Below are 25,829 nucleotides of genomic sequence, written 5' to 3'. Positions count from 1 at the left end.
AAAATCCGCTCTCCCAAGATTCCCCATATTCTGCTATGCTAATAGAATCACAAGAAGAAGCGGGAGGCGCAAATTTGAATGGATGCATTTCAATACGAGCTTACTTCAGAGACTACGATTAATCTGAAATATGAATATGGAGGCGAGTACTTCACGTTCAGCCTGTACAGGGATGACATGGGATGGGTTCTTCACCCCTTTGACGGTATCCTGCTGAGGAATCAGACGATGTGCGCTCTTGTTGTACAAGAGTTGTTCAAGCACAAGCCTTTTCAGGTCATGCTGGCGAAAGAGGGTATTCTCTTCACCGATATACGTTCCACCGTCAACCTCGAAAATGTTAACACTCCGATTGCCGCACGCAATGAGCGGGAGTCTCCCGATAATCCGGCTGATGACCTGATGGAATTTGTTCAGCAGCATTCGGTTGAAGAGGTCATTGATTACGAATGTAGTCTTGTCGGAAGCCGTATCTCCTTTTATAGAGAAATCCTCCAGCGTATGTTCATGGACAATCTGGGTCCCTCGGATCCGGAGTTCCAAAAAGTACAGGATATTGTCCGTATTTACGAACATGCCTTGGATATGCTATCCAGTCTGAACGGTCCAAATCTCGACGCCGGAAGACGCGGCAGATGATAATCTCCCCAGGTATTGATCCGAGCTCTACTAATCTTTTGAAAGGCTGGTTCTAATGACATTTGATCTAATAAAGGGACAAAAATGCAACTTAACGAAAGACAATCCTCTCCTTACCCGTATTATAGTAGGAATGGGCTGGCACAATACAAGATCTGAGGTTGAGGTTGATTTTTCTGTGTTTTTGCTTACACCGTCCCAGACTGTTTCTAAAGATGAAGACCTTATTTTTTATGGTAATCCTTCTACTCCGAACCAGTCCGTAGCGATATTGCAGTCCGATAAAAGAGCCTACACAGGGTTAACCGACAACACTCAAATCGCTGTCGAGCTCAGTCAAATACCTGCAGATTATGAACGGATTGCATTCGCACTAACGATTTATGAAGGTGAGAAACGGCTGCAAAACTTCTCGCTATTGGAAGATATGTATTTACGGATCATCAACGCTGCCGATGGAACGGAACTTCTCCGCTACAGGCTGGGTAAAGATTTTTCCATAGAGACCGCCATTGTCGCCGGAGAAATCTATAGATACCATAATGAATGGAAATTCAGCGCTGTGGGTTCCGGATATGCAGGGGGCTTAGCCGCCCTATGCGAAAGTTACGGGATAAAGGTCAATAACATACTGCCGTCAGTTCTACCTGCTGACCCGGTAATTCAATCGCAGCAGCCCCCCTTTGTTCTCCCAGAGCTGCGGCCACGGCCTAAGACGCCGAATGATGTGCCCCCCTCTTCACCTGCATCACCTCTAGCCCCGCCTTTAAATCTCAATACTATCCTGCTTAAAAAACGCGGGGAGAAGATCAATCTCCAGAAAGGGACGGAATCCCTGGGCGAGATCCTGATCAATCTCAACTGGTATCAGAAAAAATCATCGGGCTGGTTCGGAAGTAAAGGTGTCGACCTTGATCTTGGTTGTCTGTTTGAATTAAAAAATGGCATCAAAGGCTCTGTCCAAGCACTCGGTGAATCCTTCGGAAGCTTGAACAGGCCGCCTTACATCTCCCTGGACGGGGATGACCGCACCGGGTCCATAGCCACGGGCGAGAATCTGCGGATTAATGGCCATTATCTTTCGGAAATCAGCAGAATTGTTATCTTTGCTTTTATCTATGAGGGAATCACGAACTGGTCGGAGGCTGACGCCCTTGTAACCATCAAGCAGCAGGGCGGACCGGAGATCGAGGTCCGGCTGGATGAGCATAACAATAATAAAGGGATGTGTGCCATCGCCATGATCCGTAATCAGAATGATGAGACCTTCAGCGTGGAGAGACTCGTGGAATATTTTGGCGGGCACCAGGAATTGGATCAATATTATAACTGGAATCTGAGATGGGAAGCCGGCAGCAAATAATGATCACTTTAGATGGAATGAGTAAGAGCTTCCCAGAAACGCCCCCTTTAGCTAAGATCCATACGATGTTACGATGAACCCTTAACAAGACTCATTCATTACACTAGCCTAAGCTAACGTAACACAATATCCCATATAAATTGCTGCGTGCAGTCCGAACCACTAAAGGGGTTCGCTCTTGCCCTAGGAAAAACAAAAGATCCGTTGCCACATCTGGGACGGATCTTTTATTACTATTTAGACGTCGTTTTATTTGAACCGCTGGGCTTGCCTTGAAGGCATAATGGTTAGTTCCGGAATGCTGACATGCTCCGGCTGCTCCAATGCATAGAGTGCCGCCTCTGCAACATCATCGGGATGCAACGGCAGGACTTTCGAAGCAAACGCGCGTATTTCATCCTCGGAATACCCGGCCACCTGAGAAAATTCCGTTGCCACCGCTCCGGGCTGAATCGTCGTAATGCGAATCCCCTGATTGATTGTCTCCAAACGTAATGCAGACGCTATGGCGTTAACGCCGTATTTGGTAGCGCTGTATGGACCTCCTCCGGCAATCACTTCCTTGCCGGCAATGGAGGAGATGATGATGACATCTCCCTTGCCCTGACCCAGCATGGGCGGAAGCCCATAGTGCAGCGTCAACATTAGACCGTGTACATTCGTCTTGTACAGCTCCTCCCATCTTTCCAGATCTACTTCTGCCAAAGGACTTCGATACCCGAATCCGGCATTGGCGACAATAATATCAAGACGGCCCCAGCGGTTAATCGTTTCATTGACCACATGCTGTACTGTTTCAGCCTTTTGTATATCAGCAGGTACCGCCATAACCTCGTACAATCCTTCTTTATGCAATTCCTGAACCAGCTCATCCAATCGGTCCCGTCGACGTGCCACTACCGTCACATGGGCGCCGCGCTTTACCAGTTTCCTGGCGATCGATGCCCCGATTCCACTGCTAGCGCCTGTCACCAAGGCTACTTTGCCGGTCAGACTCTCCTTCTCATTCCAAGATAGCTCCAAATTATCCAGATCCATTTCGCACCCTCCCAGATTCCAACCTTATTTTGTTAAAAGCACGCGATGAAGGACCTTGCTGCCTTCAGGTGCCGTTAACTGGTTTATTGAGTATTAAAGCGCCTCCTATGTCATTTTTGAGAGATTTTAGATTTGGACTACGATTTTACCAAAGTATTGCTTTCCTTCAGCCAAGAGCGCGAAAGCTTCTCCAATTCGATCTAGAGGGAATACACGGTCGATGACGGGATGTAAACGATGATGGGCAATCGCTCGATTCATCTTTTCCAAGTGATCCCTGTTGCCGACTTGACTGCCGCGAACGGTTGCGGCTTTCTGCAAAATACCGGTAACATCGTATTCCGAAATGGTCAAGCCGGATAAGAACCCGACCATACTCACGGTCCCTCCTGTACGAAGCGCATTGATGGATTTCACCATCGTTGCGGCTCCTCCGACATCCAGCACATGATCGACGCCGCCATCAGTCAGCTCGAGTACCTTCTGATCCCAATCGGGAACTTCGGAATAGTTGATTGTTTGCCATGCGCCGAGAGCTTTTGCCCGTTCCAGCTTGGCGTTGCTGCTCGATGTGATGATCGCTCGTGCTCCGGCCATAATAGAGAATTGAAGGCCGAAGATGGAAACACCGCCTGTTCCCTGCAGCAGCAGGGTATCGCCTGCTTGCAAACCACCGTATTCAATCAGCATACTCCATGCGGTTAATGACGCGATCGGTAAGGTTGCAGCCTCTTCCCACGAAAGGTGATCGGGAATAGGGACCACTCCATCTTCATGTAAAACGACATACTCTGCTGCTACTCCGTTCAATGGACCTCCCAGACTTTCTTTTAATACCTCCGCTCAGGACCATTAGATCCCGGTAATTGAGAGACGCTGCCCTCATGCGGATCAGCACCTCATAAACGCCTGGCGTTGGGATGTCGCGTTCCACGAGGGTCAATTCCTCAAGACCCAAATTGTTTGTCAATTGTATAGCTTTCATTGTATTTGTCCTCCCTACAAGATCGGATTGATTGCCCGGATTGTTATTCTTACTGGAGCCTTTGCGCGGACGAAGCATGCCCTGCAACAAGCCGAAGACCTTGCTTTCGTGTAATGAATCGCGCCAACTGCGCCATTGCCTCGCGAATTGTTCTCCAATACCGGAACAAGCTCCCGTGACGAGCGCCTATTTCCCCTTATTTTTCATAGTGCTGCTCTCCTTTTCGATACTATGTTATATTATAGAAACACCGTTACCGTTGCTCGGAAGTAATTTGCTTCTCTCATGAAAGTTAAGAATTACCACAAATCGGTAACTACGTTTCCTATTGGCATCATTGTATCCACTCTATTTTAGAAAGTCAATATGATCTTTTAACCTCCATCGTTTTATTGACAAGTGAAGGACAACTGTATACAATTCCTCGCGTTTTGACCACCTGTTTCCTGAATGAGAGGTGCGTGATTTCAATAACGGCTACCGTTATCTGGATTTGACTTATATGCCTGGAGGTGTGAAAGACGGGATTGAAATTCAAGGCTACGGACCGCATGCCAGAGATCTTGATGTCAGGAGGTTCAAGGATTTATGCCGACGGCATTGCTTGCTCCACTGGATGGTTTGTACCACTTTACCCATTGCTTAACCTTCGATTGTGGAGAGTCCAAGCAATGTTAGCTTTTTGTCCTAGCTTTTATTGGTAAATTCATCGTGACGGATTCTTCTTTTACATTAACTTGGCTGGAAGCGGAGTCTGCAAGGAATTCCGGGAAGTAGTGGTTAGTCTGATGCTGGGTTTTGGGGTTAGCGGGCAGACGCTCGTATCTGGTGGTCGGCGTTCGCATTCGGTATCGGCAGGTGTCTTTTAGCAATTGGCGTTGGCATTTCACCTCTCCGTTGTAGTCACAAACAGATCAGTGTAGTCCCCCTCTCCGCTCCCCGCTTATTCCTCCCGCATCCCGAAACAGCAAAAAAACGGCATCTCTGCCGTTTCTTCTGTGATGGACTCTCAGGGACTCGAACCCTGGACCAATTGATTAAGAGTCAACTGCTCTACCAACTGAGCTAAGAGTCCATATGATGTTATTGGTGGAGCCAAGGGGGATCGAACCCCTGACCTCATCGCTGCCAGCGATGCGCTCTCCCAGCTGAGCTATGGCCCCATGACCCGTTTTAGAACTACAATATGTATTCTAAAAACTGACTTAAGGAGTAACATTTATGCCGCTTAGTTGATTAATGTTTCGTAGGCGACTTCTATATAATATAAAATATCGGGATCTATGTCAACACTTTTATTAAAAAAGTTATTGAGGCGATGATTGGTTCCTTCGGCTTAACTTTGTCTATGACTGAAGTGGAAAAAGTATAACTAATCGAGCCCATTCGGCTTATGGATTATCCTATGTGGGAAAAAGTACCACTAATTCTGATAAAAACGGTCGTTTCGGATGAATATGCATGAATTAGGTGTACAAAATCCCACTAATCTCCGCAAACGCAACAAATTGGGCGAATTAGTTATACTATTTCCACTTAGCTTTGAACTACTCACTTATTTCCACTCGCTGCTCCGATACTGGCAATAAGCCGCCCAGGATAGCGGCAGCTTATTCTTTTAGTAACAAAGCATACACAGCCTGTATCCTACGGAGAGGCATGTCCGCTGGATGATCCCCCATAGGAACCCGTAGACCGCTTGCAGGAATCCTTCATTGACCCGTAAATCACTTGTTGCATATGTCACGCCCCTACAATCCCTCCAGCTCCCCTGTGCCCTTGGACAGCAGGCCCTTCAGTTCCTTCATGAACATGTTAATGTCCTTGAACTGGCGGTAGACGGAGGCGAAGCGGACGTAAGCGACTTCATCCACTGGGTACAGCTGTTCCATGACCAGCTCGCCGATCTGGCGGCTCTCCACTTCGGCTAAGGCGATGCCGCGCAAAGATTTCTCGACCTCGGAGACGATGACCTCCAGGCGTTCGACGGAGACGGGACGTTTTTCACAGGCGCGGATAAGGCCGCGCAGAATTTTGTCGCGGCTGAATTCCTCGCGGCTGCCGCCTTTTTTGATCACGATCAGCGGCGTTTCTTCGATCATCTCAAAGGTTGTAAACCGCCGGCTGCATGATTCGCATTCCCGCCTGCGGCGGATTGACTTATTCTCGTTGGCCGGACGCGAGTCAAGCACTTTGGTATTGGTGTGATCGCAGTAAGGGCATTTCATAAGCATAATCACTTCCTTTTGCAATATAGGTACCTTCCCGGCCCGGCAGGTGTCCGGCGCCTGAAGAGGTTCATTCTAATTTCCATAAATCACCGTTTTTTTGTTGTTATGAAGATGGCATGTCCAGCACATAATACTGTTACCAACCGATAGGAGGTGAACAGCAATGAGCCAAAACAACAGCTCCAATAACCTTGTAGCTCCGAACGCACGCGGTGCCTTGGAACAACTGAAATTTGAAGTTGCCCAAGAACTCGGTATTACCCTCTCCCCAGACGGATACCAAGGCAATAAAACTTCTTACGAAAACGGTTCGATCGGTGGTTTCATCACCAAACGTCTTGTAACTCTGGCTGAACAATCACTGGCAGGTCAGTTCAGATAACCTGTCCCCATAAGCTTGCCTAAGAAGTATTGAACGGTCTTCGGACTGTTTAATACTTCTTTTTACATACAGGTTAAAACTCATTATAGATTTCCGAATATTGGTCGTAATAATAAATCACACGCTGCACATAGTGACGAGTCTCGCCGATCGGGATATTCTTCACCGCAGCCTCGGTGCCGTCCCAGTCACCTTCATCCAGCCAGCGCTGCACCTTCCCCGGACCCGCGTTGTAAGCAGCAATAACTGCTATGCGGTTGCCCTCGAACTTCCGGGACAGGGAGGACAGATACCAGGTGCCCAACTCGATGTTGGCCGAAGGCTCTTCCTTCAGCCTCTCCAGGGATACATCCGGCAGCTTGGCCTTTTCAAGCGCCCACTTGGCGGTATCCGGCATCAGCTGCATCAGGCCGAGTGCTCCCTTTTTGGACTCACGGCCGGTTTTGAAGTTCGTCTCCACCCGGATGATCGCCGCCACAAGGAACGGGTCTATCTCATAGGTGGTGCTGTGCTTGCGAATTTCATTTTTATAGTAAATGGGATAAAACCAGGACATCCAGTTCGTACTCAAGAATAGAACGGCCGTAAAACCAATAAACAGCAGGAGCAGCACCCTTTTTTTACGCAGCCATTTCATAACAGACCCAGCCTGTCCCACAGCACATCAACCTGCTGCTTCGCATAAGCCAGATCACGGCTGTTGTCAATGATATAGTTGGCCCTGCTGCGCTTCAGCTCAATATCCATCTGGGCCTGCAGTCTGCCTTCAGCCTGCTCATGCGTCAGGCCGCTACGTTCCATCAGGCGGGCCAGCTGCAGCTCACGGGGAACATAGACTACTATGATCTCCTGAAACAGATTGTCCAGTTCAGATTCATACAGCAGTGGAATATCTACAAGGGTCAAACGCTCCGGGTCTTCCTGCTCTAAAGCATACATACGGTTCTTGATTTCCCGGCGGATCGCCGGATGGGTCAGATCATTCAGCTTCTGCCGGGCTTCAGAATGATTAAAAACGATCTCTCCAAGCCTGGCCCGGTTCAGTGTGCCATCCGGCAGCAGGATGCCTTCTCCGAACTGCTGGACGGCAGCGGCCAGCACCGGGTGACCGGGGAGCATTACTTCTCTGGCAATGACATCCGCATCCACCAGCACTGCTCCCTTATCCACAAACATTGCGGATACGGTGCTTTTTCCGGAGGCAATGCCTCCAGTTAAGCCCATAATCATGTACTCACCTCATAATAGCTTCATTATTCCCATTGCGATTAATAATAACGCAGGCAGTGCAGCGGCATGCTTCATCCAGTAGCTTCCTGACAGCTTCAGTCCCGTCTTCATTCCCAACAGCAAGAAGGTGCCGCTGAAAAGGGCAATCATCAGCGATGTAGACACCGGACTGAACCCGAGCAGGGCTGCCCCAAGTCCCGCGCCGAACGCATCCAGCGACAGCGCAATCCCGAGCACCATCGCCTCTGCCGAGGAGATACTGCCGGAAGCGTCCATATCAGCGGAAGAAGGGGTACGGAGAATCTGGATGACTACACCCAGATGCCGCAGCTCCAGCGAGAAAACCGCTGACTTTGGAGATTCCCCCTCTTCCGCCCGGGGGAGTTCAGCCGCCGCAGCACTCCCGGAAGAAGCGGCCGCTGTTTCCAGCCGGGCTTCATGATCAGCCCGCCCGTGCTCTGCACCGGGGCTCTCACCGTCATGCTCTTTTTCCTTCTGCGTAAGCATCTGGAATAAGGACCAGCAGCCCATCAAGACGAGAATAACCGCTCCAATACTGGAAGCGGCATGCGGAGAAACCACCTTGGCCAGCAGCACACCGACCTGCATCGAGACATAAATAACGATCCCCGAGCACAGCGAGATAATCAGGATCGAGAGCAGCGGAATTTTCATTTTTCGCAGCCCATATGTAATACCAACACCAAATCCGTCCAAACTTAGGGCAAACGCCAGCAGCAGTAGTGAAAAAAATGGGCTGAGCACCCGCAATCCCTCCCGTGAAGAACCGGCAGCCCGCCTGGATGGCTCCAGGGCAAGGCTCCGTTCGCTCTAATCAGCATTCTTCACACAGTATATGGGCGGGACGGGCAGTGAGTGCCTGACTTTTATAGCTGCATGGACAACCTTAACGTATTTCCGGCAATTCTGCAGTGCCATATCTTACGATGTAACGCTTACTTGCGGATCCCGGCTTGCGGCTGGCAGCTAGGACAATAATGCGTGCCTCTGCCTCCCACCACAGTCTTCTCGATCAGTGTTCCACAGCTCGCACAAGGCTGGTCCTTGCGTCCGTAAATAAGCAGCTGATGCTGGTAGCTTCCGCTCTCTCCCTGGCCGTTGACATACGATTTGACGGAGGAGCCTCCTGCATTTACAGCCTCTGTCAAGGTTGCGACAATTGCATGATGCAGCACATCCAGCTGACTGCCGGTAAGCGCTTTGGCGCCTGTCTCCGGATGAATGCGGGCGCGGTGCAATGCCTCATCCACATAAATATTGCCGATGCCGACGACATATTCCTGATTGAGCAGCAGCGGTTTGATTTTGGTGCTTTTTCCCGAGACAATTTCCTTGAACCGTTCCGGTGTAAAAGAAGGGGCTAGCGGCTCCTCCCCCAGCTTCTTCAGCGGCGGCAGCAGCAGGTCCTCTCCCGGCTGGAACAGATGCATGGTGCCGAACTGGCGCACATCCGTGTACCGCAGCTCCGTGCCGTCGGTAAAATGAAAGATGACATGGGTATGCTTGTCCAGCGGCTCCCCTCCCGGATAAAGACCGTAGCGGCCTTCCATCCGCAGATGGGACACCATAACCAGACCATCCAGCACAAACCGTAAAAACTTCCCTCTTCGTTCCACTTGCACTACTGTATGGCCTGCCAGCATGTTGGCAAAAGCCTGAATATCATCCGGGCGCTGAATAATCCGCGGCAGCCGGACGGTGACGTTCTGTATCTGCTTGCCTGTAATCAAGGCATTAAGTGTTCTTTTGACGGTTTCTACTTCCGGTAATTCCGGCATTATGGCTCACCTCCTCTCCATTATACCGGATATGCCCTCCTTGCGGGGAGCCTATTTCGCTTCATACCAGTTGCTTCCATAACTTACCTCCGCCTTAAGCGGCACAGAGAGCTTCAAAGCCCCTGCCATCACCTCAGGCAGCAGTGTTTTCATCAGCTCCAGCTCATCTTCCGGCACCTCGAATACCAGCTCATCGTGCACCTGCAGCAGCATCCGGCTTCTCAGTCCGCGTTCGTACAGCGCCTTGTCCATGTGGACCATAGCCAGCTTAATAATATCCGCTGCCGTTCCCTGGATCGGGGTATTCATGGCTGTACGCTCGGCAAAAGAGCGCAAATTGAAGTTCTTCGCGTTGATCTCCGGCAAATACCGGCGGCGCTCCAGCAGTGTAGTGACATAGCCCTGCTTCCGTGCTTCTACCACAATCTCATCCATATAGCGGCGCACTCCCTTGAACACTTCGAAATACTGCTCAATGAACTGCGAAGCTTCCTTGCGCGAAATATTCAGGTTCTGCGACAGGCCGTAATCACTGATGCCGTACACAATCCCGAAGTTGACCGCTTTGGCAGAACGGCGCATGTTGCTGTCCACTTGATCGGCGCTGACTCCGAATACATCCATCGCTGTCTTCGTATGAATATCCATATCCTCCACAAAAGCTTCCTTCATCCGCTCATCTCCGGAAATATGCGCCAGCACCCGCAGTTCGATCTGCGAATAATCCGCTGCCAGAATCGACCAGCCGGGCTCGGAGGGTACAAAAATTTTGCGGATTTTGCGGCCTTCCTCCAGCCGGATCGGAATATTCTGCAAATTCGGAAACTGGCTGCTGAGACGTCCGGTTGCCGCAATGGTCTGGCGGTAGAACGTATGCACCTTTCCGGTATCCGGGGAAATTTCCTTGAGCAGGCCTTCCACGTAGGTCGACTGAAGTTTAGCAATAGTGCGGTATTGCAGAATCAATCTGACCGCATCATGGTAAGGAGCCAGCTTCTCCAGCACCTCGGCGTCTGTGGAATAGCCTGTTTTGGTCTTTTTGACAACAGGAAGTCCCAGCTTCACGAACAGGATTTCCCCCAGCTGCTTCGGAGAGTTGAGGTTGAACTCGGTGCCGCAAATCGCATAAATATCAGCCACAAGCTTGGAAATCTGCGCTTCAAATTCCTTGCCGAGGTCGATCAGATCCTCTTTATTCACGGCAATTCCCTGCTTCTCCATATCGGCCAGAATGCGCGACAGCGGCATTTCCAGATCAACGAACAGGCCGGTCATATCCGTGTCTGTCAATTCCTGCTGCTGCTTCTGTACGATGCCAAGCACGGCGGCGCTTTTGCGGGCGATATGATTGCCCAGAATTTCAAGCTCAGGTATTTTATATTTGGCGCCTTTGCCGAACACCTCTTCATCCGGAGACAAGCGGGGCAGGCCATATTTGGCTGTAAGGTCGTACAGATTCTGGTTGGCTTCCGTCGGGTCCAGCAGATAAGCAGCCAGTTGAACGTCATTCGCCGCTCCGGCAAAAGCAATCCCCTGCCAGTGCAGCGCCAGGTCTGCACGGTGCAGATCATACCCGCTTTTCGGCGCCTTCTCATCTCCCAGCCAATCCCGCAGTTTAGCCGCTGCAGGACGCTTAAGCAGCTCAAACGGCACGAAGTAATGCCGCTCTGGAGAAGACAGGCCTATGCCGATCACTTCGGCACGGTGCGGATTCTCGCCGTTAGACTCGACATGCAGCGCAGAAATGCCCGGCAAAGCGGCAATCAGGTCCGGCAGCTCTGCTTCGCGGACAATGGTGATGTCCAGCACAGCAGCCTCCACGGCTTCGGCGCCCTCATCGCTGTTCCCGCCAGAAGGAGCATACGCGCTCAGCGACAGGCGTTCCAGCAGGGATTTGAATTCCAGCTTGGCCAGCGCCGGGCCGGCGGTATCGCTGCGGATTCCGGTGAAGACCATATCCTCCCAGGCATGTTCCAGCGGAACCTCACGGTATATCGTCGCCAGCTTCTTGCTCATGATGGCACTGTCGGCATGCTCCTCCAGCTTCTCCTTCATCTTCCCCTTCAGTTCGTCCGTTCCGGCTAATACGCCCTCCACCGACCCGAACTGCTGCAGCAGCTTCAGCGCTGTTTTCTCACCTACACCCGGTACACCGGGGATATTGTCGCTGGCATCGCCCATCAGACCTTTAAGGTCGATGATCTGCTGCGGTGTCAGATCATACTTGTCGCGGATCTGCTGAGGCCCGTACATTTCAACTTCGGTAACCCCTTTGCGCACCAAGGCCACCGTCGTATGCTCTGAAGCCAGCTGCAGCATATCCTTGTCCCCGGACACGATCATGACCTGCCGTCCGGCCTCGTCCGCCTCGCGGGAGATGCTGCCGATAATATCGTCGGCTTCGTAGCCGTCGATTTCAAACTGCGGCACACCCAGATTCCGCAGCAGCTCCTTCAGCATCGGGAATTGCTCGGAGAGCTCAGGCGGTGTCTTTTGACGGCCGCCTTTATAATCTTCATAACCCTCATGCCGGAACGTGATCTTCCCCGCATCAAACGCAACAATCATATGGGTAGGCTTATGCTCTTCAATTAAGCGCAGCAGCATAGTCGTAAATCCATACACTGCGTTCGTCTGCTGCCCTGCGGTATTCGTCAGCGGCGGCATTGCAAAAAATGCGCGGTAAATAATGTTATTGCCATCTATAAGAATTAACTTGTCCACTTTAGCACCTCGCCTTTACATTGCATACTCCTTACATTTTAACATATGCCCCGCTCAAGCAAAAACGCCTAAGCCGTTATTGCCCAGCATTTTGTTTGATTGCAGGATGTCCATCCGCTCCCAGCTATAAACCGGAAAGAATAATTGCACAAGAAGAAACGGCTACGCCGTCCTTATAAGGACGGTAACCGTTTCAGCGAGAAATAGAAGGATAATTTATAGCGCGAAGCATATAAATTCGCTTATATTTGAACAAACGGGCTGCGCCGTCCTTCACTGGACCGTGCATCCGTCTTAGACCTCCGTCTATATGGAGTGAGCTTAAGAATTTAACTTAATTTTTATGGCAAAACCCTTGGCTCACCAGGTATTCTCCAGTCATCCTGCCACAATTCTAAAGTTCAATTTATCTAGCGTTTCCTGGAGAACGACTCCCCATGAACCCTACGGCAACTCCAAGTGGAAAAAGGGGCACTAATTTGCTCGGCTCGTGCACCCCATTCTCCGGACGTTAAGTGGAATAAGGATCACTAATTTAGCCCCTTTCGCTCCTGACGAGGTAGTATGGCCCAATTAAGTTTCCTTTTTCCACTTAAATCTCAATATTTTTAAATTTCCACAAAATAAGTTCCCTTTTTCCAACTATCGCTTGCGGAGAAAACGTCCAAGATATCCACATGGTTGGGTATTGCATAATTACCCATAAAATACAAAAAGCAAGCCTCCATAATAGAAAGCTTGCTCTTTGCATTGAACAAGGCAATATGTCCGGCTTGATTGCACAATGATGCGGAAACCGGGCTAAAGAGTCTGCTATTGATTCAGATCAGGACGTTTGCCGGTTACCAGGTAGACTACACTCTCACCAATGTTAGTGGCATGATCGGCTATCCGTTCGATATAACGGCCGACCAGCGTCAGCAGCATGGCCTGATTCAGGGACTCCGGTTTTTCAACCATAAAAGCGTACAGCTCATTAATCATGCCGCTATACAAATGATCGACCTGGTCGTCGTCCTGAGCCATTTTGTAGGCCAGATCGGTATTCTCATCCAAATAGGACTGGATCGCTTCCGTTATCATTCCGGTTACCACTTCTGCCATACGCGGAATATCCACAAGCGGTTTAATGAGCTGCTGACCCTGGACGCGCATAGTGACCTTCGCCACATCAAGCGCCAGGTCGCCCATACGTTCCAGATCGCTGGATATTTTGAAGGCAACAATGATGCGGCGCAGGTCCTTCGCTACCGGCTGCTGGGTGATAATAAGCCGCGAGCCAATTTCCATGATTCTGTCTTCCATGGCATTCAGCCGCAAATCCGCTTTCACAATCTCCTGTGCACGGGCAGTATCCAGGGTCTGCAGAGCCAGTATCGCGCCTTCCAGCGCATCCGTCACATGCTCGCCCATCTGCTGCAGCAGGCTGCGCAGCTCTTCCAAATCTTTATCGAATTCTTTTCTGCGAATCATGATAAAAGCGTTCCTCCTCAAAAACATATGGTCAGCTTGTCATTCCCAGGAGCATTCTGCTCCCCGATCAGCCGAAGCGTCCTGATATATAGTCCTCGGTGCGGGAGTCCTTGGGATTCGAGAACAGCATTTCGGTATCCGCAGCCTCCACAATTACACCGTTCAGGAAAAATACTGTGCGGCCCGACACCCGTGCGGCCTGATGCATATTATGTGTGACCATAACAATCGTATACTTGTCCCGCAATTCCTGCACCAGTTCCTCGATTTTGAGTGTGGAAACCGGATCGAGCGCAGAAGTCGCTTCGTCCATCAGCAGAATATCCGGCTGAACCGCGAGCGCACGGGCAATACAAAGACGCTGCTGCTGCCCGCCTGACAGGCTGAGTGCGGATTTCTTCAGAAAATCCTTGACTTCCTCCCACAGGGCGGATTGGCGCAGGCTTTGTTCTACCAGCACATCCAGCTCGGCTTTGCCGCGGATTCCGTGCAGGCGTGGCCCGTAAGCCACATTGTCATAGATCGATTTGGGGAATGGATTCGGCTGCTGAAACACCATGCCCACCTGCTTGCGCAGGCTTTCCACTTCTACCTCATCGCTGTAAATATTTTTGCCGCCAATGTTGACTTTTCCTTCAATCCGTGTACCCGGGATCATGTCGTTCATCCGGTTAAGCGTGCGCAGCAAAGTGGACTTTCCGCAGCCGGAGGGTCCGATAAAAGCAGTTACCTGTTTCTCCGGCACTTGCAGGTCTACGCTTTTCAGCGCGTGAAATGACTCATAGTAGAGATCTAGCTTCTCTATGTCAATGATGGATTTCATTAGTTTTTGCGTCTCCTTCTCATCATCTTCGTACCCCATGATAAGCTTTCAGTGTAAATGCAGTTGAAGAGAATTGTTAACGCTGTGTAAAATCACATGTCAGGTTTAATAAGCAGAAACGGCTTCGCCGTCCTTTTAAAGGACGGTACCGTACCAGCGAGAAATTAAGGACCATTGATTGCGTCCAAGCAGATAAATGCTTATTTTTCGAAAAAAACGCCGTCATCCTAAATGACTGGCGTTCTTTTTTTGTTCACTACGAGTTTATAGCCTACGCCGCGAATGGAATCGATATGCACCGATTCCGGGTCCAGTTCCAGCTTTTTGCGCAGGGAGCTGACATGCACATCCACTGTACGCTGCCCGCCGATGTAGTCGAAGCCCCAGACAGCATTCATCAGATCATCACGCGTCAGCACCACCCCCGGCTTGCGGGCCAGATACAGCAGAACCTCAAATTCCTTGGGCCGCAGGTTGATGCTCTGTCCGCCCAGCGAGACCTCATACCGCTCGGGATAGATCTCCAGCTGTCCCAGGATAATCGTTGAAGCGGATACTGCGGTTTCCGGCTGGACTTCTTCGGCGAGGCCGGAAATCCGCCGCAGTACCGCACTGACACGGGCAAGCAGCTCCGATACGCCAAAGGGCTTGGTTATGTAATCATCGGCACCTGATTTCAGCCCTCTGACCACATCCTCTTCGGCATTTTTGGCGGTCAGCACAATTACAGGTGTCCGGATGCCCTGGCCGCGCAGCTTATCCAGAATATCAATCCCGTTCATCCCCGGCAGCATCAAATCCAGTACGATTAAGTCAAAAGGTTCTCTAGCCGCACGGTCATACCCTGCCGTTCCATGATCCTCCACTGTGACTTCGTAGCCTTCCTGCGTCAAGTTATACGACAGCAGCCGGGACAGTGTCGGTTCGTCTTCAATGACAAGCAATCGTTGTGCCATAGTTTCCCCCGTCTTCTATGTTTTCAATTTTACAAAACTGCAGGCAAGCTCATCATATCACCGGAATGTTAACCCGGTGTAAAATAACTAAGGTTTCATGATTTTTCCGGTTTTCTACACTAATACTATATAGATTGAACATAAATCGTCCACAATAATACTAGCGCTTCAGACCTTAGCTGGCAATCCGTCTAAAAGGTATATGTTGCTCCGAACTTTCAAATAAATCCTGTAAGCTCAGTGTGAACCTTCCTGCAGGAGAGGAAGCTCCAGGATAAAGGAGCTGCCGATTCCCAGGTCGCTTTCTACTGAAATCGAGCCGTGATGCAGTTCGACCAGGTGTTTGACGATCGACAGTCCGAGCCCGGTTCCGCCGGAGCTTCTCGACCTGGCTTTGTCCACCCGGTAGAATCTCTCAAAGATCCGCGGCAGGTCCTTGCGCGGAATCCCCATGCCGGTGTCTCTGACGGTAAAAATGACTGTCTCCGTACCATCAGCCTTCTGGCCGTTCACCACGTTGACATTCACACTTCCGCCATCCTGGGTGTAATTGATGGCATTGGAGATCAGATTAATGAAAATCTGGCGCAGCTTGTCCTCATCCCCCTCCATGAAAAGCTCTTCGGGAACTGTTGCGTTCAGGCTGATATTTTTCTTCTCAGCTACCTTGCTGAGCGTTTCCAGCAGAGAATCGAAGAACTCAATGAGATGGACAGGTGAGCATTCAAGCTGCGCCCGTTTGGATTCTATTTTGGATAACTCCAGAATGTCACCAATCAGCCGGTTCAGCCGCTCATTCTCATCATAAATAATCTGCAGAAAAGAGCGGGCAGTCTTCTCATCCTTGACCCCGCCCCCAAGCAGCGTCTCCGCAAAGCCCTTGACGGCAGCGACTGGAGTCTTCAGCTCATGGGAGACGTTGGCTACAAACTCGCTGCGCATTTTCTCCAGACGGCGGATTTCCGTCACCTCCTGCAGCAGAAACAGCATCCCCCGGTTAGAGCCGTCCTGGATCATGGGCACCCCGTCCAGCCGCACGATCCGTTCGGTGGGGTTATAGATACTACGCTCTTCATGAACCGCCTCATTGCGGGAAACCCCTTCCTCAATCAAACGGGTCAGCTCATAGTGATGCTTCAGCTCCTTGAAGGAGTGGCCGGCCATCTCGCTGTTCTTCACATCCAGCAGCCGCTCCGCAGCCCGGTTCAAAAGCGCAATCTCACCTTCTGCATTAATCATCACAATGCCGCCTGTCATATTATCCAGCACGCTCTGCAGGAGGTCTTCGTTGTCACGTATCGTCTTGAGCTGGGCTTGCAGGCTGTCGGCCATAGCATTAATGGCGGTTGCAAGCTGCCCGATTTCATCCCTGCGGTTCATTGGAACTCTGGCATCATAGTCCAGATCTGTAATTCTCCGGGCTACCCGTGTAATCTGCTCAAGCGGAGAGGTCATGCTGGAGGCAACCTTGTAGCTCACAAAGGTAGCTGCAATGAACAGCAGCACCAGTCCCCCCGCCATAATCATCCAGGCCCGGTTCAAGCCCTCGGTGACCGCATCCAGGGCCATGGAAAGACGGATATAACCATCAAAGCCCTGATCGGAAACAACGGCACCGGCTACATACAGCATCTCACGGTTAAGGGTGTCACTGTACCGGATCGCACGGCCGATCCCCTCTTTTGCTGCCAGCACTTCCTCCTCGCGGGTGGAATGGTTGTCCATCTCCAGCGGATTTTTCTCGGAGTCGCCGATGACCTTACCATCCTTAGTAATAAAAGTAATCCGTGAATTGGTTAGCTTGGCAATGTGTTCTGCCTGCTCCGTATAGTAGCTGACTGCACCCGGACTGTCCGTGTCTGTAAACTGAAAGGTACCGGAGAGCAGTTTTATTTCCCGGGACATGTTCTCTTCCAGCGCGGAAATATGCGAATCCTTAAACAGCTTGGCCATGGTGATCCCGGCACCGATCATGGATATGCCAATCAGGGCCATTAGTATGAATGTAAGACGAATGCGAAACGGTCTCATGGGATGTATCCTCTTTCTCGTCAATGTGTCCTTGAGAACATCCTACCTTCATTTCCGCCAAAATACCAGTTCCCGCAGCAATTATCAACGCAGTGTAAAATGGGGGGATGCCAATGCGCCGGCTTACATCCGGTTATTCTGGCTAGCCTAGCATGAAGTTAATTCCTTCAATATGTAAAACAAGGACCAGCCCGTTCAGAGCCGCTCCTTGTTCGAGGTTTTTTGCATTAATGTCAGGTTTTACCAGCATTTTTCATAATGCTGTTATTGATCTTTCCAGCGCTGTACGGTCAGGTTCACAGTTTGCGCTCCTCCGGCTGGTGTCAGCGTCCGGTTCGCAATATCCGCACCGCTTGAGCTGGTCTCTACTGTGGCCCAGCTTCCGCGTGTGATCTTGTATTGCACCGCCGTGCCTGCGGGCAGGCTCAGTGTGACGGAATAGACTCCATCGCTGCCTTTGGTCAATAGGTACGCAGGGTCTGCTGCGTTCCAGCTGTTGAAGCTGCCGGTTAAATACAGCGGATCGTTTGCGGGAGTTGTGCCCGGCACGCTCACCCGAAAAGTCACGCTGTCACCCTGCGGTTCTCCTGCAGCAATGCTGCCGTTCACCAGGCTCCACGCGCCTGTTCCAAAGTGATAATTGCTGCTGCCGTTGTTATCCCATGTGCCGCTGCCATTGTTAAAGGCGGCGGTTAGGCCTGCGGCACTGCCCAGTTCGATAGTAGCCGCCTTGTAGCCAGAGAAAGATGATGTTTGCATCTGTACTCCCGGCGAGGTGGTCCATTCTGTCGACCCGTCCAGCTTATAATGAATATAGGAGTTCGTAAATGCTGTGTTCTTGTAATAAATGGTCACTGAATTGCCAACTGGTGTCGCCGTAGGTGTAGCGGTCGGTGTTACCGTTGGCGTTGCTGTTGGTGTGGCTGTTGGTGTAGCCGTTGGTGTTGCTGTCGGCGTTACCGTTGGTGTTGGTGTTGGTGTGGCTGTCGGCGTTACCGTTGGTGTTGGTGTTGCTGTGGCTGTCGGCGTTACCGTTGGTGTTGGTGTTGCTGTCGGCGCCACCGGTCCGCCCGATTTGATGTTTCCGGTAGGTGTGTAGGTCCAGGTGCCGGTGCCGAACAGATAGTTGCTGCCGCCGTTGCTGTCCCAGGTGCCGCTGCCATTGTTGAAAGCGGCCTCCAATTGGGTGGCGGAGCCGATATTGATTGTAATTTTGTTGTAGCCGGACACTTCGGCTGTCGGCATGACCACTCCCGGTGCTGTCGTCCATGTGCCGCCAACAGGACGGTAGTGGATGTAAGGTGTAGTGTAGCCTTGCTTGTAGTAAATTGTTACATTATTCCCGGCAGGAGTGGTCACCAGCGCCGCTGCGCTAAGTGCCGACAGGTTCCCTGCGGCATCAAAAGCTTTTACCGTATAGCTGTAATTGGTCTGCGATGCTACAGTATTATCTGTATACGATGTGGTTGCTGATGTGCCCACTTTGACTCCATTGCGGTAAATTTCATAACCGGTAACCCCGACTGCATCAGTAGAAGCTGTCCAATTGACAAGCACACTGGATGCATTCTGTACGGTGGCTGTTACATTGCTTGGAACAGACGGAGCTACGGTATCTGCTACCGGCTGTGTTTTGGAATAGATTTTGGCTGAATTCGCCCCTACTGTTACGGTAATTTGCTTGCCGGTTGTTCCACCTGACTGCACGGTTACCTTGTCGGAAGTATTTAGTTGGTTAATCAGAACTGTTCCTGGAGTTAGAGAGCTTTCTGCGCGCAGCGGAATCGTAACCGTCTGTGAGCCGCCGGATGCATTGCTGAAAACCGAAATGACTTCCTGTCCCACATTGGTTCCGCTGTCTATACGGCGCGAGAAGGCGTACAGATTCTGGGCTGACCACATTTCACGCTGGGTGCCTGTGCGCAGCGCCGGATTATTTTTGCGGATTTCATTCAGTTTGGCAATATGCTTATAAGTGCTGGCATTCTCATTAAAATAGTTCTCCAAAACCTGGCCGCTGGCATCCCGCTTCACCATCGACCAGCGGTTCCAAGTATCGGCAATCCCGCCTGTCATAATCTGGCCGTTGCCGTTGCCTTTATTCTGTTCAGTACCCTGAAAAACTACCGGTGTTCCACGGACCGTAAAGATGAAGGACAATGCGTTCTGCATTTTGTCTACATTGCCTCCAGCTTCCGTCAAGAAGCGGTTGCGGTCATGATTGTCGATAAAGGTAACCATATGGTTCGCATTTCCGTTGTAATAAGAATCCTGGGCAAGCGTGCTCTTAATGTTGGATTCAAAGGATTGGCCATAAGCGAAACTATTCAACACCGAGAAAAACAGCGGGAAATCAAGCATGCCCCACTCCTTGTTGGGACCTACCCAGCGGGAGACAAATTCCGCATTGCCGTCAAAATTCTCACCAAACGTATTAACTCCCAGGAGATTCTGAAGTTCACCGATATCCGTCGGCTTGATCAGTTTGGCGGCATCTACACGCGCACCGTCCGCCCCCGTGTAGTCAAACCAGCCTTTAATGGAATTGAATATAGCCTGTTTGGCCGCAGGAACGTCAAGGTCGATATCATCCAGCCCTCCAAGATCGTGATTCTCCATATAATCCTGAGCCCATTGATCATATCTTCCGTCAACCAGTGACCAGTTAATATCGCCATTATGGTGATACCAGGCCGGATTATTGAACGGTTCTGCGGGCTGCAGTCCTGGGATATCGTAATAAGCCTGATTGCCCAGCATATAGTCCCCGATGTGATTCGGCACAACGTCGATAATAACTTTTATGCCGAGCGCATGCGCGGAATCCACCAGTTCCTTAAGCTTTTCTTTGGTTCCAAAGTAAGGATTGGCAGCATTGGGGTTCTTAACATTGTAACCGTGGTAGGCTGTGTTTTTTCCTGTACCGTTGTTGTCACGGCTCGTCACCTGCGGTTCTGCCACCGGAGAAATCCAAATCGCGGTATACCCCATGTTATGAATATAGGGGAGCTTGTCTATAACCCCCTGCCAATCGCCGCCCTTCATATAGCGGAAATCCTCCTCCGAGGTTTCGCCGTAGCGGATAGCCGCACCGGTAGCATTATTGGAGGTATCCCCATCATTGAAGCGATCTACCATAATCTGATAAATCGTGTCATTTTCAGTAACAGTACCAATGCTGGCTGCCTCAACCTGTGTAGGTGGAAGCACAAACAAGTTAGCCGTAATGGACAGAACAATGGACGTAATTAGAGCCGGAATAAGCCATAGTTTTCGTTTCATTCCTCATCTCCCTCTCATAAGAGCACATATCAAACCTTACTGCTGTGAATACCCTTACATAACTTACAAGACTATGCTGCGGGATGGGAAACCGGTTTCCCTCATAAAAATTACCATGTATATGTATGCGTTGTCAAGCATAATAAATAACCCTAACCGGAATGAAGAATTCCTATGGATTAATGGGGTGGCGGGTTTTACAGCAACAGAACAGTTAACCCAAAATATGGTTTATAAGCATATTTATGCACACTTCCTCTCTGATTTCTGTCCGGGGCCTGCTGGCGGGCTAATCAGAGGTACTTCTACCTCTGATTTCTGTCCGGCGCCCGCTATACAAGTTGAGCCCGGAGAACTTGAACGCTCGGGGATGCAATGAAGCTCAACAGGACTAAAGCTAAGTGGAAAAAGTAAAACTAATTCGCTGAAATTCGGGATACAGGAGGTATTAGTTGGAATTTGTACACCTAATTCAGGAATATTCATCACTTACGGCCGCTTTCAGCCAAATTAGTGGTACTTTTTCCAACATAGGAACTTCCATAAGCTAAACGAGTTCAATTAGTGGTACTTTTTCCAACATACGATACTCTATAAGCGAATGAATTCAGTTAGTGAACCTTTTCTCACGAGACGACTGCTCAGAGGGCTGAAGCCTGTCCGTTTGCGGTGCACAAGCTTCAGCTGCCAGCGCATTTTATAATAGTTGAAAAAAGCCTCCTCCATCAGAAATGGAAGAAGGCCTGTGAAGTAACTATGGACAAGCTTTTGCGCTTACCTGGGGAGCCTTTTCAGGCAGCTACCCGGGGAGCTTACCGGGCCGGTATTCGCTCGCTTACCGGGAGCGCTTCGGGGCGCTCATTTAAACACAGGTTCCCGGAACTGCGCCAGTTTGGCGGCAGAATCCTTTTCCACATCAGCATGGAGGCTGTTGCCGTGAGCATCCATGGTCACAATTGCCGCGAAGCCGTCCACCTGCAAATGCCACATGGCCTCTGGTATGCCGAATTCCATGAAATCCACACTGTTTACCTTCTTGATGCATTCGGCATAATACTGCGCGGCACCGCCGATCGCGTTGAGATAGACACCGCCATGCTCCTGCAGCGCCTTCAGGGTTTTGGGGCCCATTCCCCCTTTGCCGATGACAGCACGGATGCCGAACTTATTGATAATGTCGCCCTGATACGGCTCTTCACGGATACTGGTAGTCGGGCCTGCCGCTTTTACATGCCAGCCTTCCTCGTCCTTCAGCATGACCGGGCCGCAATGATAGATTACCGCCCCGTTCAGATCGACCGGTGCGTCATGGTCCATCAGATACTTATGCAGCGCGTCGCGGCCGGTGTGCATTTCTCCGGACAGGATGACTACATCGCCCACCCGCAGGCTGCGGATGTCTTCCTCGCTGATCGGCGTGGTCAGCCGGACCTCCCGGGCTTCCCCCGCCGCAGCTTCCGCAGGCTTCCCGGCAAGCTTCGCCTCAGCTTCAGCCGCCGAAAGCACGGCAGGTGCCGCAGAGATCACCGCGTCCCCGGAAATCACACCGCAGTCTGCCCCTTCAGCAGCGGCACCTACTGTCTCAAGCACAGGTGCAGTGCTGTCTTCAGCCCCCACGGAGATTCCCGTGCCGCTCTCATACAGCCATTCCTGAATATGGCCGGTGGCCGGATCAACCAGGATGCCCTGGCGGCGGAACGCCCAGCAATTATAGGCCACGGAGACAAAAAAGCTGGCCGGAAGCCGGTTCATTACGCCAATTTTGCAGCCCAGGAGCGTGACTTCTCCGCCGAAGCCCATCGTGCCGATCCCCAGCTTGTTGGCATTCTCCATAATGTACTCTTCCAGCTTAGCGAGATTTTCATTTGGATTGACATCCTCCACTTTGCGGAACAGCTGTTTCTTGGCCAGCTCATACCCGGTAGTCCGGTCCCCGCCGATGCCCACACCGATGAAGCCTGCGCTGCAGCCCTGCCCCTGTGCCTGATATACGGAGTGAAGGATGCATTTGCGGATACCGTCGAGATCGCGGCCCGCTTTGCCGAGGCCCTCCAGTTCCGCCGGGAGGCTGTACTGGATATTCTTGTTTTCACAGCCCCCGCCCTTCAAGATCAGACGGACATCCACCCCAGCTTCTTCCCACTGTTCAAAATGAATTACCGGTGTGCCGGCACCCAGATTATCTCCGCTATTCTCGCCAGTCAGCGAGTCTACGGAGTTGGGGCGCAGCTTGCCGTTTTTGGTTGCACGGATGATCGCGTTATGAATATCCTTTTTCATCTCAATCTGATTCACGCCGACCGGCGTATGAATAATAAAAGTCGGCATCCCCGTATCCTGGCAGATTGGCGATACCTGAAGCTCGGCCATGCCGATATTCTGCGCAATGGTGGTGAGTGCGAGACCGGAACGGGTAGCGCGGTCCTCCAGGGCGCGTCCTTTGGCTACTGCCCGGCGCACATCGCCCGGCAGATTGGTGGAGGTTTCAACAATCAGATCATAAACGCTGTCTTCAAAATGCTGCATCTTCAGTCCAGCTCCTCTCCATGCGTTTGTGGTTGTCCAAACTCTGTTACAATTAGTTTTATCATAACATATTACACCACGCATGAAAGGGGTTACTTTAAAATTGAATTACCATTTTTCAGCCTATTTGTACCGGCTTCAGTATATCCAGCGCTGGAGCCTGATGCGCAGCACCGCACCGGAGAACGTGGCACAGCACTCGTTCCAGGTAGCCCTGCTGTCGCATATGCTCTGCTCCATCGGCAACGTCCATTTTGCCCGTTCGCTGAACGCCGACCGGGCGGCTGCAATGGCGCTGTTCCATGACGCCACCGAAGTCTTCACCGGCGATATCGCCACGCCGGTCAAACACAACAACCCGCAACTCCTGTCCAGCTTCCGCGACATGGAACGGATTGCCGCCGAGCGGCTGAAGGGGATGATTCCGCCGGAGCTTACCTCCGTCTATGCGCCGCTCCTGCAGCCGCAGGACAGCCCCGCCGGCTCCGAAGACGCCTATTTGCTGCGTTATGTCAAAGCGGCTGACCATCTTGACGCTTATTTGAAATGCGTCTGGGAGGTAGCCGCACGCGAATTTGCCGCCGCCAAAGCGCAGACTGCCGCGAAGCTGCGCGGGCTTGAGATGCCGGAAATGGAGTATTTTCTGGCCCATATGGCCCCCGGCTTCGAGCTGTCCCTGGATGAGCTGTCTGCCGGAACTGACGGAGGACAGGCCTTGGAGGGCGGGGACACTACGTGAAGAGCAGCGGACAAGCTGTGGAGAAACAGCGGACAGTTCATGCAGGGCTTGGGGCCGCGAAGAAGAGCGGGTCCCCCTTCACTTTTCCAAGTAAACGGGCGGTTCGGATGCTGTGATTGATGTATAAACTAATGCGGGCTAAAGAGGTTCCCGCCGGATCGCAGGCGAGGTGACCCTTTCTGCAAAGTTAGGTGGAATTAGTATAGCTAATCCGCTGTATTTTGCCCTTTCTCGCTGTATAGTGGGATTTTCTCCACCTATTCCAGTTAAAGCGGGGTCAAGACGCACATAACGCTGAAATAAATATACTTATTCCCACTAGAGGTGTTTAAGGAAGCAGACTGCCCGTTTTAGTTCTACTTTATCCACTTAAGTTCCTTCCCTCACAGTGAACAAACTCTCTTAAAATTCTCAGCAGGCGGAGTCAGATAGAATAAAATTTGCCGGCTATGAGCTGCTGTCACAGTCAACTTTCTATTACGCTTGCAGCCTCAGCAGATCCCAATCCTTGAAGACCGGCTGCAGGCCGTTTGCCTGAAGCATGTCCGTAATTTCTTCTACACTCCGTTCATCCGAAATTTCGAACTGCGGAGTTCCGCCATCCTGGGTGTGTCCTCCCACTTCAGTGGAGACGCCTGCGGACATTTTGGTGATGCCCAGGTGGATCAGATGGTTACGCAGCGAGGCAGGCTCCCGGGTAGACAAGGTAATGCCGGAACGGGGCAGAAACAGGCGGTACGCCAAAATAATCTGTACCAGCGCCCGGTCCGTAACATCGCTATCCGGATTGAATTCCCCCAAATACGGCCGGAAACGCGGGGCGGATAAGCCGATTTCGCATTCCGGATACTTGTCCTGCAGATACCTCGCATGCATCGCGGTCATGAATGCCTCCTGCCGCCAATCATACATCCCAAGGAGCGCACCGATGTTGACAGAGCGGAAGCCGGCCTGACAGCCCCGCTCGGGGGCATCCAGCCGGTTGCGGAAGACTCTTTTGGGACCTTTTACATGCAGCTTCCGGTACGTTTCCTGATGATAAACCTCCTGATACAGGGTCAAGCCGTCCACTCCCGCCTCTCTAAGCTCCCGGTATTCCTCCGTGGACAGCGGATTCACCTCAATACTTACGGAAGGGAAGTACTCGTGCAGAATTTCTACGCATTCCTTCACATAAGAAGCCGGGCTGTCACTGCGCGATTCGCCGGTCAGCACCAGAAGATGGCGCAGGCCTGTGGAGGAGATCGCAATCGCCTCTTGCCTGACCTCCTCCGGCGTCAATTTTTTTCTCGGAAAATCATAAATGGAGCTGAAGCTGCAATAGGTGCAGTGATTCACACAAAAATCGGCCAGATACATCGGTGTGAACAGCTGCATCACATGCCCGAAATGCGTACGGGTCAGCCGCTGCGCACGCTGGGCTATCTCCTCCAGGCATGGCTCCGCAGCCGGAGACAGCAGGGCCAGCAGGTCGCTTTCATCCAGGCGGTCCTTGCATAGTGCCCGCTTCACATCCTCCACCTGGAACTGCTGCCATAGGCTCTCGTAAGGAAGCTGCTCCAGACGGGTCAGTGTTTCATAAAAACTCATGTTTCTCCCTCCTTTCGG

The 25,829-nt window shown here is 51.3% G+C and carries 19 protein-coding genes, 2 tRNA genes and 1 pseudogene; 5 read left to right on the top strand and 17 right to left on the bottom strand.

Annotated features, from left to right (window positions below; translation table 11 throughout):
• Positions 1 to 78 precede the first annotated feature (78 nt).
• Together BLQ82_RS00400 and BLQ82_RS00395 are read left to right on the top strand one after the other, a co-directional pair.
• Positions 79 to 639: a hypothetical protein gene (locus BLQ82_RS00400; protein WP_062526321.1), complete on the top strand. Its 561-nt coding sequence runs from the start codon at positions 79 to 81 to the stop codon at positions 637 to 639.
• 55 nt (positions 640 to 694) lie between these two features.
• Positions 695 to 2,002 (top strand): TerD family protein, encoded by a 1,308-nt coding sequence (locus BLQ82_RS00395; protein WP_062526320.1) that lies wholly within the window; start codon positions 695 to 697, stop codon positions 2,000 to 2,002.
• 249 nt (positions 2,003 to 2,251) lie between these two features.
• Here the strand turns inward: BLQ82_RS00395 and BLQ82_RS00390 are convergent, their stop codons facing one another.
• Positions 2,252 to 3,040 carry an SDR family oxidoreductase gene (locus tag BLQ82_RS00390; protein WP_062526317.1) on the bottom strand — a complete coding sequence of 263 codons (789 nt, stop codon included), beginning with the start codon at positions 3,038 to 3,040 and terminating at the stop codon, positions 2,252 to 2,254.
• Positions 3,041 to 3,166: 126 nt separating this feature from the next.
• Positions 3,167 to 3,850 carry a zinc-dependent alcohol dehydrogenase family protein gene (locus tag BLQ82_RS00385; protein ID WP_341874767.1) on the bottom strand — a complete coding sequence of 228 codons (684 nt, stop codon included), beginning with the start codon at positions 3,848 to 3,850 and terminating at the stop codon, positions 3,167 to 3,169.
• Between the two features lie 605 nt (positions 3,851 to 4,455).
• Between BLQ82_RS00385 and BLQ82_RS32475 the strand changes: the two are divergent.
• Positions 4,456 to 4,787 (top strand): annotated as a pseudogene (locus BLQ82_RS32475) (transcriptional regulator); the annotation flags it as partial.
• Positions 4,788 to 5,027: 240 nt separating this feature from the next.
• Here the strand turns inward: BLQ82_RS32475 and BLQ82_RS00375 are convergent.
• The 3 genes from BLQ82_RS00375 to nrdR all read right to left on the bottom strand — a co-directional run bounded on the left by BLQ82_RS00375 (position 5,028) and on the right by nrdR (position 6,253).
• Positions 5,028 to 5,100, bottom strand: a tRNA-Lys gene (locus tag BLQ82_RS00375).
• Positions 5,101 to 5,112: 12 nt separating this feature from the next.
• Positions 5,113 to 5,188 (bottom strand) — tRNA-Ala (locus BLQ82_RS00370).
• A 588-nt stretch (positions 5,189 to 5,776) separates the two neighbouring features.
• Positions 5,777 to 6,253, bottom strand: a complete 477-nt coding sequence (nrdR, locus tag BLQ82_RS00365) for a transcriptional regulator NrdR (protein ID WP_025703498.1) — start codon at positions 6,251 to 6,253, stop codon at positions 5,777 to 5,779.
• Positions 6,254 to 6,419: 166 nt separating this feature from the next.
• Between nrdR and BLQ82_RS00360 the strand changes: the two genes are divergently transcribed.
• Positions 6,420 to 6,638, top strand: coding sequence for an alpha/beta-type small acid-soluble spore protein (locus tag BLQ82_RS00360; protein ID WP_039839840.1), 219 nt, complete (start codon positions 6,420 to 6,422; stop codon positions 6,636 to 6,638).
• Positions 6,639 to 6,711: 73 nt separating this feature from the next.
• Here the strand turns inward: BLQ82_RS00360 and BLQ82_RS00355 are convergent, their stop codons facing one another.
• From BLQ82_RS00355 to BLQ82_RS00305, 11 genes are all read right to left on the bottom strand, one after another.
• Positions 6,712 to 7,275 carry a lytic transglycosylase domain-containing protein gene (locus BLQ82_RS00355; RefSeq protein WP_062526313.1) on the bottom strand — a complete coding sequence of 188 codons (564 nt, stop codon included), beginning with the start codon at positions 7,273 to 7,275 and terminating at the stop codon, positions 6,712 to 6,714.
• A complete protein-coding gene (gene coaE / locus BLQ82_RS00350) occupies positions 7,272 to 7,868 on the bottom strand; it encodes a dephospho-CoA kinase (protein WP_062526306.1) in 597 nt (198 codons plus the stop codon). The genes BLQ82_RS00355 and coaE overlap by 4 nt, the downstream gene beginning before the upstream one ends.
• A gap of 9 nt (positions 7,869 to 7,877) precedes the next feature.
• Positions 7,878 to 8,633, bottom strand: coding sequence for a manganese efflux pump (locus BLQ82_RS00345; protein WP_062526304.1), 756 nt, complete (start codon positions 8,631 to 8,633; stop codon positions 7,878 to 7,880).
• Positions 8,634 to 8,824: 191 nt separating this feature from the next.
• Positions 8,825 to 9,667 (bottom strand): DNA-formamidopyrimidine glycosylase, encoded by an 843-nt coding sequence (mutM, locus tag BLQ82_RS00340; protein WP_062526297.1) that lies wholly within the window; start codon positions 9,665 to 9,667, stop codon positions 8,825 to 8,827.
• Positions 9,668 to 9,718: 51 nt separating this feature from the next.
• Entirely contained in the window at positions 9,719 to 12,391 is a 2,673-nt protein-coding gene (gene polA, locus BLQ82_RS00335) for a DNA polymerase I (protein ID WP_074647550.1), read from the bottom strand.
• Between the two features lie 813 nt (positions 12,392 to 13,204).
• Positions 13,205 to 13,864 (bottom strand): phosphate signaling complex protein PhoU, encoded by a 660-nt coding sequence (gene phoU, locus BLQ82_RS00330; protein ID WP_060860332.1) that lies wholly within the window; start codon positions 13,862 to 13,864, stop codon positions 13,205 to 13,207.
• A gap of 67 nt (positions 13,865 to 13,931) precedes the next feature.
• On the bottom strand, positions 13,932 to 14,687 hold the full coding sequence (gene pstB, locus BLQ82_RS00325) for a phosphate ABC transporter ATP-binding protein PstB (RefSeq protein WP_020427951.1): 756 nt from the start codon (positions 14,685 to 14,687) through the stop codon (positions 13,932 to 13,934).
• Between the two features lie 227 nt (positions 14,688 to 14,914).
• Complete coding sequence (locus BLQ82_RS00320; protein WP_025708182.1) at positions 14,915 to 15,643, bottom strand: response regulator transcription factor; 729 nt, start codon at positions 15,641 to 15,643, stop codon at positions 14,915 to 14,917.
• 237 nt (positions 15,644 to 15,880) lie between these two features.
• Entirely contained in the window at positions 15,881 to 17,674 is a 1,794-nt protein-coding gene (gene pnpS / locus BLQ82_RS00315; protein WP_062526288.1) for a two-component system histidine kinase PnpS, read from the bottom strand.
• Positions 17,675 to 17,938: 264 nt separating this feature from the next.
• Positions 17,939 to 20,956: an alpha-amylase family glycosyl hydrolase gene (locus BLQ82_RS00310; RefSeq protein WP_062526286.1), complete on the bottom strand. Its 3,018-nt coding sequence runs from the start codon at positions 20,954 to 20,956 to the stop codon at positions 17,939 to 17,941.
• 858 nt (positions 20,957 to 21,814) lie between these two features.
• Entirely contained in the window at positions 21,815 to 23,482 is a 1,668-nt protein-coding gene (locus BLQ82_RS00305) for a fumarate hydratase (RefSeq protein WP_062526284.1), read from the bottom strand.
• A 103-nt stretch (positions 23,483 to 23,585) separates the two neighbouring features.
• On the opposite strand from BLQ82_RS00305, the gene yfbR reads away from it, so the two are divergent.
• On the top strand, positions 23,586 to 24,221 hold the full coding sequence (gene yfbR, locus BLQ82_RS00300; protein WP_082722781.1) for a 5'-deoxynucleotidase: 636 nt from the start codon (positions 23,586 to 23,588) through the stop codon (positions 24,219 to 24,221).
• Positions 24,222 to 24,698: 477 nt separating this feature from the next.
• Here yfbR and thiH read toward each other — a convergent pair whose 3' ends face one another.
• Positions 24,699 to 25,811 (bottom strand): 2-iminoacetate synthase ThiH, encoded by a 1,113-nt coding sequence (gene thiH, locus BLQ82_RS00295; RefSeq protein ID WP_025706710.1) that lies wholly within the window; start codon positions 25,809 to 25,811, stop codon positions 24,699 to 24,701.
• Positions 25,812 to 25,829: the final 18 nt, after the last annotated feature.

Origin of the sequence: Paenibacillus jilunlii (genome assembly GCF_900102965.1) — a bacterium.
Taxonomy (GTDB): Bacteria; Bacillota; Bacilli; order Paenibacillales; family Paenibacillaceae; genus Paenibacillus_AQ; species Paenibacillus_AQ jilunlii.
The sequence above is the reverse complement of the archived record's forward strand: the minus strand, read 5'-3'. Positions and strand labels throughout refer to the sequence as shown.

Coding starts and splice junctions, on each gene's coding strand:
- BLQ82_RS00400 (WP_062526321.1), top strand. CDS start 79: ATGGATGCATTTCAATACGAGCTTACTTCAGAGACTACGATTAATCTG.
- BLQ82_RS00395 (WP_062526320.1), top strand. CDS start 695: ATGACATTTGATCTAATAAAGGGACAAAAATGCAACTTAACGAAAGAC.
- BLQ82_RS00390 (WP_062526317.1), bottom strand. CDS start 3,040: ATGGATCTGGATAATTTGGAGCTATCTTGGAATGAGAAGGAGAGTCTG.
- nrdR (WP_025703498.1), bottom strand. CDS start 6,253: ATGAAATGCCCTTACTGCGATCACACCAATACCAAAGTGCTTGACTCG.
- BLQ82_RS00360 (WP_039839840.1), top strand. CDS start 6,420: ATGAGCCAAAACAACAGCTCCAATAACCTTGTAGCTCCGAACGCACGC.
- BLQ82_RS00355 (WP_062526313.1), bottom strand. CDS start 7,275: ATGAAATGGCTGCGTAAAAAAAGGGTGCTGCTCCTGCTGTTTATTGGT.
- coaE (WP_062526306.1), bottom strand. CDS start 7,868: ATGATTATGGGCTTAACTGGAGGCATTGCCTCCGGAAAAAGCACCGTA.
- mutM (WP_062526297.1), bottom strand. CDS start 9,667: ATGCCGGAATTACCGGAAGTAGAAACCGTCAAAAGAACACTTAATGCC.
- phoU (WP_060860332.1), bottom strand. CDS start 13,864: ATGATTCGCAGAAAAGAATTCGATAAAGATTTGGAAGAGCTGCGCAGC.
- pstB (WP_020427951.1), bottom strand. CDS start 14,687: ATGAAATCCATCATTGACATAGAGAAGCTAGATCTCTACTATGAGTCA.
- BLQ82_RS00320 (WP_025708182.1), bottom strand. CDS start 15,643: ATGGCACAACGATTGCTTGTCATTGAAGACGAACCGACACTGTCCCGG.
- pnpS (WP_062526288.1), bottom strand. CDS start 17,674: ATGAGACCGTTTCGCATTCGTCTTACATTCATACTAATGGCCCTGATT.
- BLQ82_RS00310 (WP_062526286.1), bottom strand. CDS start 20,956: ATGAAACGAAAACTATGGCTTATTCCGGCTCTAATTACGTCCATTGTT.
- BLQ82_RS00305 (WP_062526284.1), bottom strand. CDS start 23,482: ATGCAGCATTTTGAAGACAGCGTTTATGATCTGATTGTTGAAACCTCC.
- thiH (WP_025706710.1), bottom strand. CDS start 25,811: ATGAGTTTTTATGAAACACTGACCCGTCTGGAGCAGCTTCCTTACGAG.